Raw genomic sequence first — 15393 nt, 5'->3', positions numbered from 1 at the left:
GCAATATAATTTTCACGGAAAGCGCTTGTTGGATTAATTGCGGCAGCAACGCACTAAACAAGGAACGTCATTCATGAAGCCATCTCGTTCTTTCATATTATTATTGCCCTTGTTTGCAGCACTGCCGTTACAGGCCACAGAACCCGCTGCGGAATCACAAAACTGGTATCCCTCTGTTTATGGTGAAAATGACGAAACAGGTGCCGCCAACTTGCTCACGCCTGAGGGTGTTTTACAAGCTATTCGCCTTGTAAAACAGGGCGTTGTGGTGCCGCTGTCGGTAGCGGTTGATAAGAATTTCCCGGCGTTTCAACACTGTTGTTTTCATCTCTACAATATTCAATCCGGCCAGCAGGATGGGAATACACATGGCCCGAATACATCAACCTTTCGTAACGAACAGGTTAATACACGGACAGGCGTGGGCATGCTGTTAAATGATATTGGCCATATCGACATTAATAATATCTATTACAACGGTAATAAAGCGGCAGATTTTGTCACTATCGATAGGGTTAAAAAATTAGGTATTGAAAAAGTCCCGCCGATGGTAACGCGAGGTGTGGTATTAGATATGACCGCTTTTTATCAACAAAAGATTGTTCCCGGCGGTACAGAGTTTAGCGTCGCGGATATTCAGTCGGTATTAAAAAACCAGGGATTAATCCTCAAGAAGGGCGATATCGTGTTATTCAATACCGGATGGCTGGAACTTGTTGGTAAAGACAATAAACAGTTTCTGGAAAAGGAGCCTGGCATTGGCATGGAAGCAGCAAAATGGCTGGCGGACCAGCAGATCGTCGCGTTTGGCGGTGATACCTGGGCGTCTGAAGTGTATCCAAACCCGGCAACTAAGGAGGAATTCGCAATCAATCACTATCTGTTAGCGAAGCGGGGTATCTACAACCTGGAGTTGATCGATACACGTCCACTGGTCAGCAAGCAAGTTTGGGAATTCTTGTTCGTCCTTGGCCAACCGCTGTACACCGGTTCAACACAGGTCAACATCAACCCTGTGGCGATTTATTAGTGGTTTGTTGTTAGCGCTACCCTGAAGTGGTTTTCATTTTTAGTAAAACATTGTTCTGTGGAGCGGCTCGAATTTCATTTGCCGGGTTAATGTTACATAAGCATCTTTGACATGGAGATGATTATGTTCCGGAAACTCAGTTCACTGACATTCGCGCTGCTCCTTTTTTCGCACCCTTCCGTTGCCGCACCAGAGCATTTTCCCGTCTGGCCGCAAGGCGATGCACCAGGCGCCAAAAGTAGCCCGGTCAGTTTGGTATTAACCGAGCGCAGTACAGATCCTGCGCTTCCCGACCGCGCCGCAACCGGCATTCGAGCGCCGCAAATCACCGTTTACAAACCGCAAAAACCCAACGGTATCGCCATCCTCGTGATCCCGGGTGGTTCCTATAAACGCGTGGTGCTGGATAAAGAGGGCAGTGATTTAGCCGCGCCATTCAATGCGCGCGGTTACACCTTGTTTGTAATGACCTACCGCATGCCGGAAGATGGTCACGCCGAAGGTTCAAACGCACCGCTGGCGGATGCACAACGTGCTGTGCGCACCTTGCGCGCGCAGGCAGGATCACGCCATCTCAATGCGAAAAAAATCGGTGTGATGGGTTTCTCCGCAGGCGGGCACGTGGCGGCAAGTCTGGAAACGCGCTATGACGAGAAGGTGTACACACCGGTGGACGACATTGATAACCAGCACGCACGGCCAGATTTTGTAGTGCTGGGTTACCCGGTGATTTCAATGGATCAGTCGATTGCCCATCCCGGCTCGCGAAAAGCGCTGATTGGTGAAACGCCAACGGCGGAGCAGATTAAACACTACTCGCCGGAACAGAATGTCACCGCACAAACACCACCAACCTTTTTGCTGCATGCCGTGGACGATCCTTCGGTGCCGGTGGCCAACTCGCTGATGATGTTCAACGCGCTGCACGCGCATCATGTGCTCACTGAATTACATCTGTTCAGCAAGGGGCAACATGGGTTTGGCGTACGCGGTGTAAAACACCTGCCGGCAGCGGTCTGGCCAGAACTGGCGATGAACTGGATCGAGGCGCTGCCTGAGTAAATGCTTCGTTATTCGCCAGCGGTAATGCGCTTGCCGCTGGTGACGAACGTGCCGCCGCCAAGATGATGAATGGTGTTCAGCTTATCGTCATCAAAGTGCCAGCGCCCGTTGATAAACGCACGTTCATCGGCGGCGGCGGAAACCACTTCGCCAAACAGCGTGTCATATTTTTCCTGCGCGGCGGTCGGCGGGAGCAAACGACACTCCATCCACGCCAGGCATTTCTCTTCGATCACCGGCAGGCCGAGCACCGGCCCGGCAAAAGCGGGAATGCCATAGCAATTAAACTTATCTTCATCGCGACCGGTGACGCTGCCAACTGCGTAACTCCAGTTCGTTGCCGCAACACCTGGCACCACAATGCCAAACATGCCGCTGTGTTCAATCAACTCGCGCGACCAGGCACTTTTATCCACCACTATCGCAATTCGCGGCGGGGAAAATTCCACCGGCATTGACCACGCCGCCGCCATGATATTGCGCCGGTCGATCCGCTCATCGCGGCTGGTAATCAGAATGGTCGGACCGTGGTTTAGCAGGCGGCTGGCATGTTCTAACGCCACCGGACGGAAATAGCTCATAGCGGTTCCTCTGTGCAAACGTTTCTGCCATTAAATGGCCGAACAGGCGGCAAAATCAAGACGTGGCGCATTATCCGGTGCTCCTGGCCACCACAATCTGGCCGCGGCCTTGCTCTTTCGCCAGGTAGAGCGCCAGGTCGGCTGCCCGGACCAGATTATCCGCGCGCGCGTGGCGCGGCCAGGTCGCCAGCCCAATGGAAACCGATACCGGGCCAATATCCTGTGATTCATACAGCATGTGATGATTAAGGACATTATGCAGCAGCGTCTCAGCCACTTTTTTCGCCTGCACTTCATCCGCACCGGGCAGCACAAGCAGGAACTCTTCGCCGCCATAACGGAACGCAACACTGTTGTCATCCAGCGTTTCGGTGATCAACCGTGACAGCTCACGCAGCACTTTGTCACCCGCGTCGTGGCCGTACTGGTCGTTGAGTTTCTTGAAATAATCCACGTCGACCATCAGACAGCTCAGCGTCGTGCCTTCCACCATCGCCTGATCGAGCATATTGCGCAGCGTCTCATCCAGGCTGTGGCGGTTGAGCAGGCCGGTCAACGAGTCGTGCATGGCGCGTTCCGTCAGCGTATCGCGCAGGATCTGATTGGCCAGCGCCAGGGCCAGCGTTTCTGCCAGCAGCTCAAGGTAGATATAGGGCGGCTCTTTGCCCGTCGTGTAATTATCGAAAGTGAGCAAACCAATGCTTTTATTCTGCGCATTAAGCGGCACACAAATCGCGCGTGACGCGAGCTCTGGCTTGATATGTTCACAGGGCATATCAACGCCACCTTTGGCGGGACTATGCAACTGCCCGCGTTTCAGTGCCCAGCAATGTTCAGCCGGGAAGGGTGCGTCTTCGCCCGGCGGCAAACCCCAGCGCGCCACGCACTTCATGCGCTTAGTGCGGGGATTAAGTACAAACAACCGTCCGCCCATATCCGGGATAATTTGTGGCGCAAAGCGGCTGACCACGCGAAAAATCGCGCTATGGGAATCACACCCCTGAAGTCGTTGCGTCATTCGCGCCAGCAACGTGCGCGTGGCCCACTCCGCGTCGCGCTCCTGTTCCAGCCGCTGCCGGGTCAGGCCGTTTTCGCGAAATATGCGAATGGCCTGCGCCATATCGCCAATTTCATCCACCTGCGCCAGGACCGGCGCTTCCACATTGTAATCCTGGGTCGCGAGGCGGTTAACCACATCGCTCAACGTCACCACCGGGCGCAAAATGCGGTGTTTGATAATAAAACCAAGCACAAACAGGAACAGCAGCGCTGTCAGCCCGACCATAATTTCTGATAACGTGCGCAAGCGTAAAGAGCGATCGGTTGCTTCGCTTATCGCGCTCTGGACACGCTGATCCGACAAGCTGCGGAAGTGGGCGAAACGGTACTCCGCTTCGGAAAGTCGCTCTTCATAGCTGGCGCTATACAACAGATTCATCGCCTCGTCCGTTTTCCCGGCTTCGATATCGGCGATGGCGATGCGCTGCTCATCTTCGAGTTGGTCCAGCGTCGACAGCCCATCGCGCAGGATCAGTAACTCTTCATCGGAAGCGCCACGGTCACGCAGGGCGACCAGATGATTTTCCAGAGCGATATCCTGCTGCTGGCGGGTTTTCCAGCTTTGAATCACTTCCGGCTGCTTCTTGATCACCGCTTCACGCGCCAGCTCAGTTAACGCATAAGCCTCTTTTTCCAGATCGTCCGTCAACGTATCGAAAACGCGATTTTGCGCCACGGCGTCACGCTCGGCGCGTTCCGCATTCGACGCCATAAACAGCGCCACGCCGGAGGTCAGCGTTAATACCACGGTCGCGGTATAAGCAAAATTGGTGATCGTAGCGATGCGCACGGGGGATCCTTTTCGACGTGAGTGCGGGAATATGCCTATCAGTTTAGACATTCAGTTAAAAATCAATGCGCAATATTGACGTCATTTCTTCGTCATATTCGCTGCCTATAGTCAGCCGCAATCAAATCCCAAAGAGGATAACAATATGTTTGCTCCCCTGACTTTTGTGCAGGTGGATGCGCCCCGTCGGATGAAGACCGCGGGTACGTCACGACTTTCTGTTACGGGAGGGCGTGAATGAGCGCATTCACAGACATCCGCTTACAAGGCGTTTCCTACGCCTTTGGCGCATATACCGTTCTTAATCACATCGATTTACATATTCAACCTGGCAGCATTGTCGCGCTGCTCGGCCCGTCTGGCTGCGGCAAAAGCACGTTGCTGCGCTTGCTGGCAGGGCTGAGTGAACCGGCGGAAGGTGAGATCTGGTTTGGCGATCGCCTGGTGGCGAAAGCGGGCTGGACGCTACCGCCGGAAGCACGCGATATCGGCATGGTATTTCAGGATTACGCGCTGTGGCCGCATATGAGCGTGGCGCAAAACGTCGCTTTCCCGCTGAAAATGCGCAACGTGCCGCGCGCAGAGCGTGAACAGCGCGTGTCGCAGGCGCTGGAAAGGGTTGGGCTGGCGGAATTTGCCGGGCGCAAACCGGCAGGCCTTTCCGGCGGGCAGCAGCAGCGCGTCGCGCTGGCACGCGCCATTGTCGCCGAACCCGGCGTCCTGCTGTTTGACGAGCCGCTCTCCAATCTCGACACCGCGCTGCGCGAATCCTTATGCCTTGAGATGGCACGACTGCTGCGCCAGCTCGGCACCACCGCCGTGTATGTCACTCATGACCACCGCGAAGCACAGCTTCTTGCCGATCGCATTGTGCATTTAGCGTCCGGGACCGTTGAATCTGTACGAACCGTTACTTCAACCTCAGGGGAAATTGCATGAAAGCCTTACTGTCCGTGAAAAAAGGAGTCGCTTTAGCCATGGTGCTGTCGTCGATGATGATCTCCAGCGCGCACGCGCTGACTGTTTACACCGCAGGTCCTGGCTCGCTGGCAAAAAGCCTGGCCAGCGGATTTGAGCAAAAAACCGGCGTTAAAGTTAATATTTTCCAGGCCACCACCGGCAAAGTGATGGCGCGGCTGGAAGCCGAGCAGGCCAATCCGCAGGCCGACATTCTGATTTCTGCCTCGTGGGATACCGCCGAAGATCTGCATCATCGCGGCTGGTTGCTGCCGTTTACCAGTGCCAATGCCCAAAATGTCCCGCAGACACTGAAAAGCGCTGACTATGTGGCGCAGGGCATCTCCGCGCTGGGGATTGTCTGGAACACCAAGAGCGGCACCCCGGAGCCGAAAGAGTGGAACGATCTGACATCTCCTGACTTTAAAGACAAAGTGACTACGCCGGATCCGTCACTTTCCGGCGCCTCACTTGATCTGCTGATCGGTCTGCAAAATGGCATGGGCGACCGCGCATGGCAGTTGTTCGGGGCGCTGAAAAAGAACGGCATGGTGGTGAGCGGCCCGAACGCCCAGGCGGTAACGCCGGTGATGCAAGGGGCGAAAGCGGCGGTGTTTGGCGCGGTCGACTATGTCACCTATGGCAATATCGCGCAGGGCGAATCGCTGAAAGTGATCTTCCCGGCCAGCGGCACCGTTATCGCGCCGCGCCCGATGATGCTCCTCAAAACCACCCAACACGCTGACGACGCTAAAGCGTTTATCGATTATGTGCTGTCGCCGGAAGGGCAGAAAATGGTCGCCGACGCCTGGCTGATGCCTGCCCGCACGGACGTGGAAGCGAAACGCCCGCTGTTTACCGAACTGAAAGTGCTGCCAACCCAGAGCAGCGGCACCAGTGAACGTGGCGAGGTTCTGAAGCGCTTTAACGCGCTCTTTGCTCAGTAATCCTTTCGATCTTTGCGGGGGCAACCCCGCTTTCAGGATACCCGTTGTGAACCAGAGATTGATTGCGCAAGCGACGCTGGCGCTGCTGCTGATACTGGTGGCGCTGCCGTTGCTGTTTATTGTGTTGCAGGCGGTATTCCCGCACTTTAGCGCCGGAAAATTCAGCGGCGCATTTTCCGCCATGCCCGCCTTATTGTCAGAGCCGCAACTGCCGGCCATGTTCGGCGGGACACTACAGATAGCCTGCGGTGTGGCGCTTTGCAGCGCACTGATTGGCTTGCCGCTTGGCGTCGCGCGCGGGTTATTTAATTTACCGTGGCCGAAACTGTGGGATCTGCTGTTTTTGATCCCGTTCTTAACTCCGCCCTATATTGCCGCGCTGTCGTGGATGCTGGTGCTGCAAACCCAGGGCTACCTGATGCAGCTCACCGGGCTGGATCTCAACAATCTGCTGTTTAGCAAGAGCGGCATCATTCTGGTGATGACGCTGAATATCTTCCCGGTGGTGTACTTTGCCGTATCGCGCAGTTTGCTCGCCAGCGGGCAGCGCCTGGCACAAGTCGCCCGCGTTCATGGCGCCACACCGTGGCGCGCATTTTGCCATATCACCTTGCCGTTACTTTCCCCGGCGCTGGCGGCAGGTATGTTGCTGGCCTTTACACTGGCGGTGGAAGAGTATGGCGTGCCCGCCGCGCTGGGTACCCGTTCCGGCGTGGTGATGCTGACGGTCGGTATCGAAGAGAAACTCGCCGACTGGCCGATCGATTTGCCCGGCGCGGCGCTGCTGTCGGTAGTGCTGATCGCCATTGCGCTGTGCGGATGGTGGCTGCAACGCAAACTGACCGGCGATAAAGATGTCACTAGTGTTTCCGGGAAACCGACCGAGCTTGTCGGGGCGAAACTCGGTTTTGCCACTTTACCGGTGCTGCTGGTGATGGCGGCGGTCGGTTTTCTCGCCGTGGTGCTACCGGGGTTATCGATGGCGTTCACCGGCTTTAGCTCTACGCTTTCCGGCGGCGTGTCGCTGGATAATCTCACCATGAAGCATTTTGCGGCGCTGTTCGAACAGCGCGGTGATGCGCTACCCGCGCTGGGCACCAGTTTGTCGCTGGCATTCGGCGCGGCACTGATTACCGGCGCGCTGGGCTTGTGCGCCGCCTGGCTGGTGGTGATGCAGAAGATAAAAGGGCGCTCGGTAATTGATGCGTTATCGCTGATGCCAGCCGCGCTGCCCGGCGTGGTGGTTGGCGTTGGGTTGATTTTGCTGTGGAACCGCAGCTTCTGGCCGGTTTCGCCCTACAACAGCTGGGCAATTTTGCTTATCTCTTACTGTTGCCTGCTGCTGCCGTGGCCGGTGCGTTATATCGGCAGCGCCCTGCGTCAGCTAGGCGGCAACCTGGAGCCTGCCGCCCGGGTTCACGGTGCCAGCGCGTTCCAGGCACTGCGTCTGATTGTGCTGCCGCTGGTTTTCCCGGCGATGCTCGCCTCCATGTTAATGGTGTTCGCCATTGCCTCGCGCGAGCTGCTCACCTCGCTGTTGCTGGCGCCGGCGGGCACACAAACCGTGGCGGTATTTATCTGGCGGCAATTCGAGCAAGGCTCAGTAGGTCAGGGGATGGCAATGGCAACACTGACGCTGCTCACCGGGCTGGTATTGATGCTCACCGCGCTCGGCATTATGCAGCGCAGCACAAAGGGATAAATCGAGGGCACGAAATCGACGGTAACGCGAAAAAAATGCGCTATAACAACGGGACACCATTCGCAAGGAGCCTGTATGACCCTTTTTTTGACCGCTTATCTGGCCCGTATTGGCTGGGAGCAAACGCCCGATGTCTCACTGGAAACGCTGCGGGCGCTGCATTTACATCACAACGGCGCTATCCCTTTTGAAAACCTCGATGTGGTACTGCCGCGCGAGATTGAACTCAGCGATGAGGCGATTTTTCATAAACTGGTGGTTGCCCGTCGCGGTGGCTACTGTTTTGAGCAGAACGGGCTATTTGAGCGCGTGCTGAAAGAGGTGGGTTTTACGGTGCGCAGCCTGTTAGGACGGGTGGTGATTGCTAATCCACACCAGATGCCACCGCGCACGCACCGTATTTTGCTGGTGCAGATTGCGGGCGAGCCGTGGATCGCCGATGTCGGATTTGGCGGGCAGACACTGACCGCGCCAATCCGCTTACAGGAGGATATTGAGCAGGCCACGCCGCATGGCGTCTACCGCTTGCAGCGCAAGGGGGAAGACTGGGTGCTCCAGTTCCGTCACCACGAACGCTGGCAGTCGATGTATCAGTTTGAGATGGGTCAGCAGTACCAGGCCGATTTCGTAATGGGGAATTTTCACTCCGCACACTGGCCGGCATCCCATTTTCGCCATCACTTGCTGATGTGCCGCCATCTGCCGGACGGCGTAAAACTGACGTTAACCAACTTCCATTTTACCCACTGGAAAAACGGTCAGGTGCTGGAAGAGGTGACCTTTGCAGATGTTCCGGCGCTGTATGACGCGCTGCAACAGCGCTTTGGGCTTGGTGTGAACGATGCACAGTATGGCTTTAGCCTGCAACAGCTGGAAACGGTGATGGCCGGTTTCGATTTGCACGGCGAAAAAGTTTAACGGAGTTCGTTGTCAATCATGACGGCCAGATGGCGATTGAAGGCAGCTTCATCGACATCTGGCATGCCCAGCATGCAAATCCCGTCCAGCCCGCAGACCAGCGCCATCAGGCGCCAGGCAATGTTTGCCGCCGTATCGGTATCCGTGAATTCGCCTGCCGCACGGCCTTGCTCAATCAGTTGCACCACTTTGACGTGCCACATCTCCATGGTCAGCAGGTACGCGCCTTTGAATTCCGGCTCTTTACTCGCCAGCAGTAACGCTTCACGCCACAAATGCACATAAGGTTCGAGACCGCCTTCATCGCTGCCCAGCATCGCGTGCAACTGCTCGCGCCATGGCGCGGTCGCGGGTACCACTTCCACCTCCAGCAGTTCCGCAATCAGGCGGATAAACGCCTCGGCTTTTAATGCATTCGCCGAGGTGAAATGGTGGTGGACCTGGCCGGTGGCAACCCCGGCTTCGCTTGCCACGCGGCGAACGGTCATGGCGGAAAAACCTTCCGCCAGCGCTACGCGCATCGCGGCTTTCAGGATCACCTCCCGGCGATCATCCTTGTTCAGATAGCGCATAAAACCTCGGTTAAATAGAGCGTCAACGGAGTTTAACAAAAAGCTGGACATGCGTTCAACTTTACGTAGGATCGCGATTCTGGACATCTGTCCAGGAATGAAAAACGATGGAGAGAAGTATGTTTCGTCAGTGGTTAACGCTGGTCATCATTGTGCTGGTTTATATTCCGGTCGCGATTGATGCGACGGTGCTGCATGTTGCCGCGCCCACACTGAGCGTGGAGTTAAATGCCAGCGGAAATGCGCTGTTATGGATAATTGATATTTACTCGCTGGTGATGGCCGGTATGGTGCTGCCGATGGGCGCGCTGGGCGACAGAATTGGTTTTAAGCGGCTGCTGCTTGTCGGCAGCGGCCTGTTTGGCGCAGCCTCGTTACTGGCGGCCTTTGCCGCGAGCGCCAGTTGGCTGATTGCCACGCGCGCGCTGTTAGCTGTGGGCGCGGCGATGATCGTGCCGGCAACGCTTGCCGGGATCCGTAATACCTTCTCGCAGGCACAGCAACGCAATACGGCGCTCGGCGTCTGGGCGGCAATTGGTTCCGGCGGCGCGGCGTTCGGCCCATTAATTGGCGGTATGTTACTGGAGCATTTCTACTGGGGGTCGGTATTTTTAATTAACGTGCCGATCGTCATTGTCGTGATGGCGCTGACCGCACGCTTTGTACCGCGCCAGCAGGGCCGCGCCGATCAGCCGTTACACCTGAACCAGGCGTTGAGCTTAATTGTCGCCATCTTACTGCTGGTGTGGAGTGCCAAAACGGCAATGAAAGGCACGCTTCCGCTGTGGATCGTAGCGAGCACGTTACTGGTTGGTGCCACCTTGCTGACCGGGTTTGTCCGCATTCAGCTGGCCGCCAGCACGCCGATGATCGATATGCGTCTGTTTACGCATCGCGTCATTTTGAGCGGTGTATTGATGGCGATCACCGCGATGGTCACGCTGGTCGGTTTTGAGCTGCTGATGGCGCAGGAGCTGCAATTTGTCCACGGTTTCACGCCATTTGCCGCCGGGGTGTTTATGCTGCCGGTGATGCTGGCGAGCGGGTTTAGCGGGCCGATTGCCGGGGTTCTGGTGTCAAAACTGGGCTTACGCCGCGTCGCCGCAGGCGGAATGGCGCTCAGCGCGGTGAGTTTTCTTGGTCTTTCCGCGACCAATTTTGCCACCCAGCCGTGGCAGGCCGGAGTATTGATGGCGCTGCTCGGTTTCAGTGCGGCGAGCGCGTTACTGGCTTCAACGGCGGCGATTATGGCCGCAGCGCCCAAAGAGAAAGCGGCAGCCGCCGGGGCGATAGAAGCGATGTCTTACGAGTTGGGTGCCGGGCTGGGCATTGCCGTGTTTGGGCTGATTTTGAGCCGCAGTTTCTCCGCCTCGATCCAGCTTCCGCAGGGGTTAAGCAGCGAGACCGCCGCGCAGGCTTCATCCTCCATTGGCGAAGCATTCCGCCTGGCGCAGGAAGCACCACCCGCACTTGCTGAAGGGATCATCTCGGCGGCGAAAACGGCGTTTACCGGTTCGCACAGCATTGCACTGAGCACCGCCAGCGCACTGTTAATGCTGCTGGCGGTAGGGATCTGGTTTAGCCTGGCGCGAGTGGAAAAAGCGTAGCGTTTGGCCGGATCACGCGCGCTGGCGGGTTGAGTACCAGCAGAGCAGCGATCCGGCGCACACCATCAGCGCGCCCTGCCAGAAAGAGAACGAGAGCGGGGCGCTTAACACCACCGCCGCCAGCGCGGAAGAGAGCACCGGCGTGAAATAGGACGCGGCTGCCAGCACGGTGACGTTGCCGTGCAAAATACCAATATTCCACGCGGCATAACCACAACCGAGCGCAATGCCGGTCATCAATAATTTCACCACAACCGGCAACGTAAAAACCATTTCCGGCTGCGGTGTGAGCGCGAATTTCACCCATAATGTCGCGGCTGTCAGCAATACAAACAGCGTAATGCCGTTCGCGCCGTTGGCGTATTTGGTAGTAACGGTGCAATAAACCGCCCAAATAAACGCACCGGCAAATGCCAGCGCATAGCTCAGCGGGCTGGAGATAATATTGTGCTGGATTTCAGAGATATTAAGGCCGCTTTCGCCGCCGAGCACCCAGCTCACGCCCAATAACGCCAGTAATAAACCGGGAATAACCCATAAACTGGCTTTTTGACCGTTGAATAATATTGCGCAAAGAATCGTCAGACTCGGCCATAAATAGTTGACCATGCCCACTTCAATCGCCTGTTGTCGCGTCGCGGCAAAGCCCAGCGAGAGCGCCAGACACAGTTCATAACTGACAAACAGCACGCTTCCGGCAATAAGATAACGAGCTGAAAAACGGCGTAAATCCGGGATACCGACGATGACAGCCAGCAGCAACCCGCTTAAGGTGTAGATCATCGCCGCACCGCCAACCGGGCCAAGCCCTTCGCTGACGGCGCGAATAAAACCGACCATCGTGCTCCAGAGTAATACCGCCAGTAAACCAATCAGCGTTGCTTTATTTTTATTCATTACCGCACTTAACCGCCTGAAACAAAGCCTCAATGTATAACACGCGTGAATGCTTAAACGAAATGAATCGCATGGCATCTACTCCTTTCGAGTCATGAAAAGAGAACGCTCGAGACTATTAGGTATCAAGTGCCAGGCGTTATTGATTTACCGCAATTAATTCACTGCGTGGAGTGTTTAGTTTTCCGGCCGCAGTCAAAGACAATAATTGAGGAAAACAATGGACGTCAGCCGCAGACAATTTTTTAAAATCTGCGCGGGCGGAATGGCAGGAACCACGGCGGCCGCGTTGGGATTTGCTCCCGAAATGGCGCTGGCGCAGGCGCGAAATTATAAATTACTGCGCGCCAAAGAGACGCGAAATTCCTGTACATACTGCTCCGTGGGTTGCGGGTTATTAATGTATAGCCTGGGCGATGGTGCGAAAAACGCGAAAGAGGCCATCTATCATATCGAAGGCGACCCGGATCATCCGGTCAGCCGCGGCGCGCTGTGCCCGAAAGGGGCCGGTCTGCTGGATTACGTACACAGTGAAAACCGCCTGCGCTACCCGGAATACCGCGCGCCAGGCTCTGACAAATGGCAGCGCATTAGCTGGGATGACGCCTTTAACCGCATCGCCCGTCTGATGAAAAACGACCGCGACGCCAACTTTGTTGAAAACAATGCCGCAGGCGTAAAAGTCAATCGCTGGCTGTCAACGGGCATGTTGTGTGCCTCAGCAGCGAGTAATGAAACCGGCATGCTGACGCAAAAATTCGTGCGCTCTCTCGGCATGCTGGCGGTAGATAACCAGGCGCGCGTCTGACACGGACCAACGGTAGCAAGTCTTGCTCCAACATTTGGTCGCGGTGCGATGACCAACCACTGGGTTGATATCAAAAACGCCAACGTGGTGATGGTGATGGGCGGTAACGCCGCTGAAGCCCACCCGGTCGGTTTCCGCTGGGCGATGGAAGCCAAAAACAATAACGACGCCACGTTGATCGTCGTCGATCCGCGCTTTACGCGCACGGCATCAGTTGCCGATATTTATGCGCCAATACGTTCCGGGACGGACATCACTTTCCTCTCCGGCGTGCTGCGCTACCTGATCGAAAACAACAAAATCAACGCCGAATACGTCAAACACTACACCAACGCCGCGTTGCTGGTGCGGGACGATTTTGCCTTTGAAGACGGCTTGTTCAGCGGCTACGACGCGCAAAAACGCCAGTACGACAAAACCTCATGGAACTACCAGTTTGATGAAAACGGCTACGCCAGACGTGATGACACGCTGACCGATCCGCGCTGCGTATGGAACTTGCTGAAACAGCATGTGGCCCGCTATACGCCGGAAACGGTCGAAAACATCTGCGGTACGCCAAAAGCGGACTTCCTGAAAGTGTGTGACGTGCTGGCCTCAACCAGCGCGGCGGACAGAACCACCACCTTCCTGTACGCCCTGGGCTGGACGCAACACACCGTCGGCGCGCAGAACATCCGTACCATGGCGATGATCCAGTTGCTGCTCGGCAATATGGGGATGGCCGGTGGCGGGGTAAACGCCTTGCGCGGGCACTCCAACATTCAGGGGCTGACGGATCTGGGGCTGTTATCAACCAGCCTGCCGGGTTACCTGACGCTGCCGTCGGAAAAACAGACCGATTTACAGCAGTACCTGGCGGCGAATACGCCAAAAGCGCTGTTGCCGGACCAGGTGAACTACTGGAGCAACTATCCCAAGTTCTTTGTCAGCCTGATGAAGTCATTCTACGGCGACGCGGCGCAGAAAGAGAATAACTGGGGCTTTGACTGGTTGCCGAAGTGGGATCAGGCCTGGGATGTGATCAAGTACTTCAACAAGATGGCGAAAGGCGAAGTCAACGGTTATATCTGCCAGGGCTTTAACCCGGTGGCGTCGTTCCCGGACAAAAACAAAGTGGTCAGCACGTTGAGCAAGCTGAAGTACCTGGTGGTTATCGATCCGCTGGTGACCGAAACCTCCACCTTCTGGCAGAACCACGGTGAGATGAACGACGTCAACCCGGCGGATATCCAGACCGAAGTGTTCCGTCTGCCATCGACCTGCTTTGCCGAAGAGGATGGCTCGATCGCCAACTCCGGCCGCTGGTTACAGTGGCACTGGAAAGGCCAGGATGCACCGGGCGAAGCGCTGAACGATGGCGAAATCCTCGCCGGGATTTACCACCGCCTGCGCGAGATGTACCGCACCGAAGGCGGCAAAGGCGCGGAGCCGCTGCTGAAGATGTCCTGGAACTACCGCCAGCCGCACAACCCGCACTCGGAAGAGGTGGCGAAAGAGAACAACGGCTACGCGCTGGCGGATCTCTATGACGCCAACGGGCAACTGCTGGCGAAAAAAGGCCAACTGCTCAATAGCTTTGCGCTGCTGCGCGATGACGGCACCACCGCCTCATCGTGCTGGATCTACAGCGGGAGCTGGACGGAGCAGGGTAACCAGATGGCGAACCGCGATAACGCCGATCCGTCCGGGCTTGGCAATACGCTCGGTTGGGCGTGGGCGTGGCCGCTAAACCGCCGCGTGCTCTACAACCGCGCGTCGGCGGATGTGCAGGGTAAACCGTGGGATGCGAAACGGATGCTGATCCAGTGGAACGGGACGAAGTGGGTCGGCAACGACATCCCGGACTTCAACACCGCGCCGCCGGGCAGCAATACCGGGCCATTCATCATGCAGCAGGAGGGGCTGGGTCGGCTGTTCGCCCTCGACAAGCTGGCGGAAGGGCCATTCCCGGAACACTACGAGCCGGTGGAGACACCGCTGGGCACCAACCCGCTGCACCCGAACGTGATCTCCAGCCCGGTAGTGCGTCTGTTCGAGGACGATGCCAAACGGATGGGGAAAAAAGATCAGTTCCCGTATGTCGGCACCACCTACCGCCTGACGGAGCATTTCCACACCTGGACCAAGCATGCGCGTCTCAACGCCATCGCCCAGCCGCAACAGTTTGTCGAAATCAGCGAAACGCTGGCAGCGGCAAAAGGCATCGCCAACGGCGATCGCGTGACGGTGAGCAGCAAGCGCGGCTTTATTCGCGCGGTCGCGGTGGTGACGCGTCGTCTGCGGACTTTGCTGGTTCATGGTCAACCGGTGGAAACCATTGGTATTCCGCTGCACTGGGGCTTTGAAGGGGTGGCGCAAAAAGGTTATATCGCCAATACCCTGACGCCGAACGTGGGCGACGCAAACTCGCAAACGCCGGAGTACAAAGCGTTTTTAGTCAATATCGAGAAGGCGTAAAGG

At 56.6% G+C, this 15393-nt stretch carries 12 protein-coding genes; 8 read left to right on the top strand and 4 right to left on the bottom strand.

Going from position 1 to position 15393, the window contains the following annotated elements:
- Positions 1 to 73 precede the first annotated feature (73 nt).
- Together O3S68_RS05710 and O3S68_RS05705 are read left to right on the top strand one after the other, a co-directional pair.
- Positions 74 to 1030 carry a cyclase family protein gene (locus O3S68_RS05710; protein WP_269231012.1) on the top strand — a complete coding sequence of 319 codons (957 nt, stop codon included), beginning with the start codon at positions 74 to 76 and terminating at the stop codon, positions 1028 to 1030.
- A gap of 123 nt (positions 1031 to 1153) precedes the next feature.
- The gene (locus tag O3S68_RS05705) at positions 1154 to 2092 is read left to right on the top strand and encodes an alpha/beta hydrolase (RefSeq protein WP_269231011.1); all 939 of its coding nucleotides are present in this window, start codon (positions 1154 to 1156) and stop codon (positions 2090 to 2092) included.
- 8 nt (positions 2093 to 2100) lie between these two features.
- On the opposite strand, the gene O3S68_RS05700 is transcribed toward O3S68_RS05705, so the two are convergent.
- Positions 2101 to 2673: a flavin reductase family protein gene (locus O3S68_RS05700; protein WP_097406711.1), complete on the bottom strand. Its 573-nt coding sequence runs from the start codon at positions 2671 to 2673 to the stop codon at positions 2101 to 2103.
- Between the two features lie 70 nt (positions 2674 to 2743).
- Positions 2744 to 4522, bottom strand: coding sequence for a sensor domain-containing diguanylate cyclase (locus O3S68_RS05695; RefSeq protein WP_016496034.1), 1779 nt, complete (start codon positions 4520 to 4522; stop codon positions 2744 to 2746).
- A gap of 237 nt (positions 4523 to 4759) precedes the next feature.
- Between O3S68_RS05695 and O3S68_RS05690 the strand changes: the two genes are divergently transcribed.
- The 4 genes from O3S68_RS05690 to nhoA all read left to right on the top strand — a co-directional run bounded on the left by O3S68_RS05690 (position 4760) and on the right by nhoA (position 9046).
- The gene (locus O3S68_RS05690; protein WP_269231010.1) at positions 4760 to 5461 is read left to right on the top strand and encodes an ABC transporter ATP-binding protein; all 702 of its coding nucleotides are present in this window, start codon (positions 4760 to 4762) and stop codon (positions 5459 to 5461) included.
- Positions 5458 to 6426 (top strand): ABC transporter substrate-binding protein, encoded by a 969-nt coding sequence (locus O3S68_RS05685; RefSeq protein WP_269231009.1) that lies wholly within the window; start codon positions 5458 to 5460, stop codon positions 6424 to 6426. Before O3S68_RS05690 ends, O3S68_RS05685 begins: the two co-directional genes overlap by 4 nt.
- A 46-nt stretch (positions 6427 to 6472) precedes the next feature.
- Positions 6473 to 8128, top strand: a complete 1656-nt coding sequence (locus O3S68_RS05680) for an ABC transporter permease (protein WP_269231008.1) — start codon at positions 6473 to 6475, stop codon at positions 8126 to 8128.
- A 75-nt stretch (positions 8129 to 8203) separates the two neighbouring features.
- Positions 8204 to 9046: an N-hydroxyarylamine O-acetyltransferase gene (nhoA, locus tag O3S68_RS05675; RefSeq protein ID WP_269231007.1), complete on the top strand. Its 843-nt coding sequence runs from the start codon at positions 8204 to 8206 to the stop codon at positions 9044 to 9046.
- Here nhoA and O3S68_RS05670 read toward each other — a convergent pair.
- On the bottom strand, positions 9043 to 9618 hold the full coding sequence (locus O3S68_RS05670) for a TetR family transcriptional regulator (protein WP_045508343.1): 576 nt from the start codon (positions 9616 to 9618) through the stop codon (positions 9043 to 9045). The two genes, nhoA and O3S68_RS05670, sit on opposite strands and share 4 nt — an antisense overlap.
- Positions 9619 to 9737: 119 nt before the next feature.
- Here O3S68_RS05670 and O3S68_RS05665 point away from each other — a divergent pair, with 119 nt between their 5' ends.
- Entirely contained in the window at positions 9738 to 11225 is a 1488-nt protein-coding gene (locus O3S68_RS05665) for a SmvA family efflux MFS transporter (protein WP_269231663.1), read from the top strand.
- Positions 11226 to 11237: 12 nt separating this feature from the next.
- Here O3S68_RS05665 and yddG read toward each other — a convergent pair whose 3' ends face one another.
- Positions 11238 to 12122 (bottom strand): aromatic amino acid DMT transporter YddG, encoded by an 885-nt coding sequence (gene yddG, locus O3S68_RS05660; RefSeq protein WP_269231006.1) that lies wholly within the window; start codon positions 12120 to 12122, stop codon positions 11238 to 11240.
- A gap of 220 nt (positions 12123 to 12342) precedes the next feature.
- On the opposite strand from yddG, the gene fdnG reads away from it, so the two are divergent.
- Positions 12343 to 15390, top strand: coding sequence for a formate dehydrogenase-N subunit alpha (fdnG, locus tag O3S68_RS05655; protein WP_269231005.1), 3048 nt, complete (start codon positions 12343 to 12345; stop codon positions 15388 to 15390).
- Positions 15391 to 15393: the final 3 nt, after the last annotated feature.

Origin of the sequence: Kosakonia sp. SOY2, from assembly GCF_027109175.1 — a bacterium.
In the GTDB taxonomy this organism is placed as follows: domain Bacteria; phylum Pseudomonadota; class Gammaproteobacteria; order Enterobacterales; family Enterobacteriaceae; genus Kosakonia.
Note: the sequence above shows the minus strand (reverse complement) of the source record. Positions and strands in the feature narration are given on the sequence as shown.

Coding starts and splice junctions, on each gene's coding strand:
- yddG (WP_269231006.1), bottom strand. CDS start 12,122: ATGAATAAAAATAAAGCAACGCTGATTGGTTTACTGGCGGTATTACTC.
- O3S68_RS05665 (WP_269231663.1), top strand. CDS start 9,738: ATGTTTCGTCAGTGGTTAACGCTGGTCATCATTGTGCTGGTTTATATT.
- O3S68_RS05670 (WP_045508343.1), bottom strand. CDS start 9,618: ATGCGCTATCTGAACAAGGATGATCGCCGGGAGGTGATCCTGAAAGCC.
- O3S68_RS05685 (WP_269231009.1), top strand. CDS start 5,458: ATGAAAGCCTTACTGTCCGTGAAAAAAGGAGTCGCTTTAGCCATGGTG.
- O3S68_RS05710 (WP_269231012.1), top strand. CDS start 74: ATGAAGCCATCTCGTTCTTTCATATTATTATTGCCCTTGTTTGCAGCA.
- O3S68_RS05690 (WP_269231010.1), top strand. CDS start 4,760: ATGAGCGCATTCACAGACATCCGCTTACAAGGCGTTTCCTACGCCTTT.
- nhoA (WP_269231007.1), top strand. CDS start 8,204: ATGACCCTTTTTTTGACCGCTTATCTGGCCCGTATTGGCTGGGAGCAA.
- O3S68_RS05705 (WP_269231011.1), top strand. CDS start 1,154: ATGTTCCGGAAACTCAGTTCACTGACATTCGCGCTGCTCCTTTTTTCG.
- O3S68_RS05700 (WP_097406711.1), bottom strand. CDS start 2,673: ATGAGCTATTTCCGTCCGGTGGCGTTAGAACATGCCAGCCGCCTGCTA.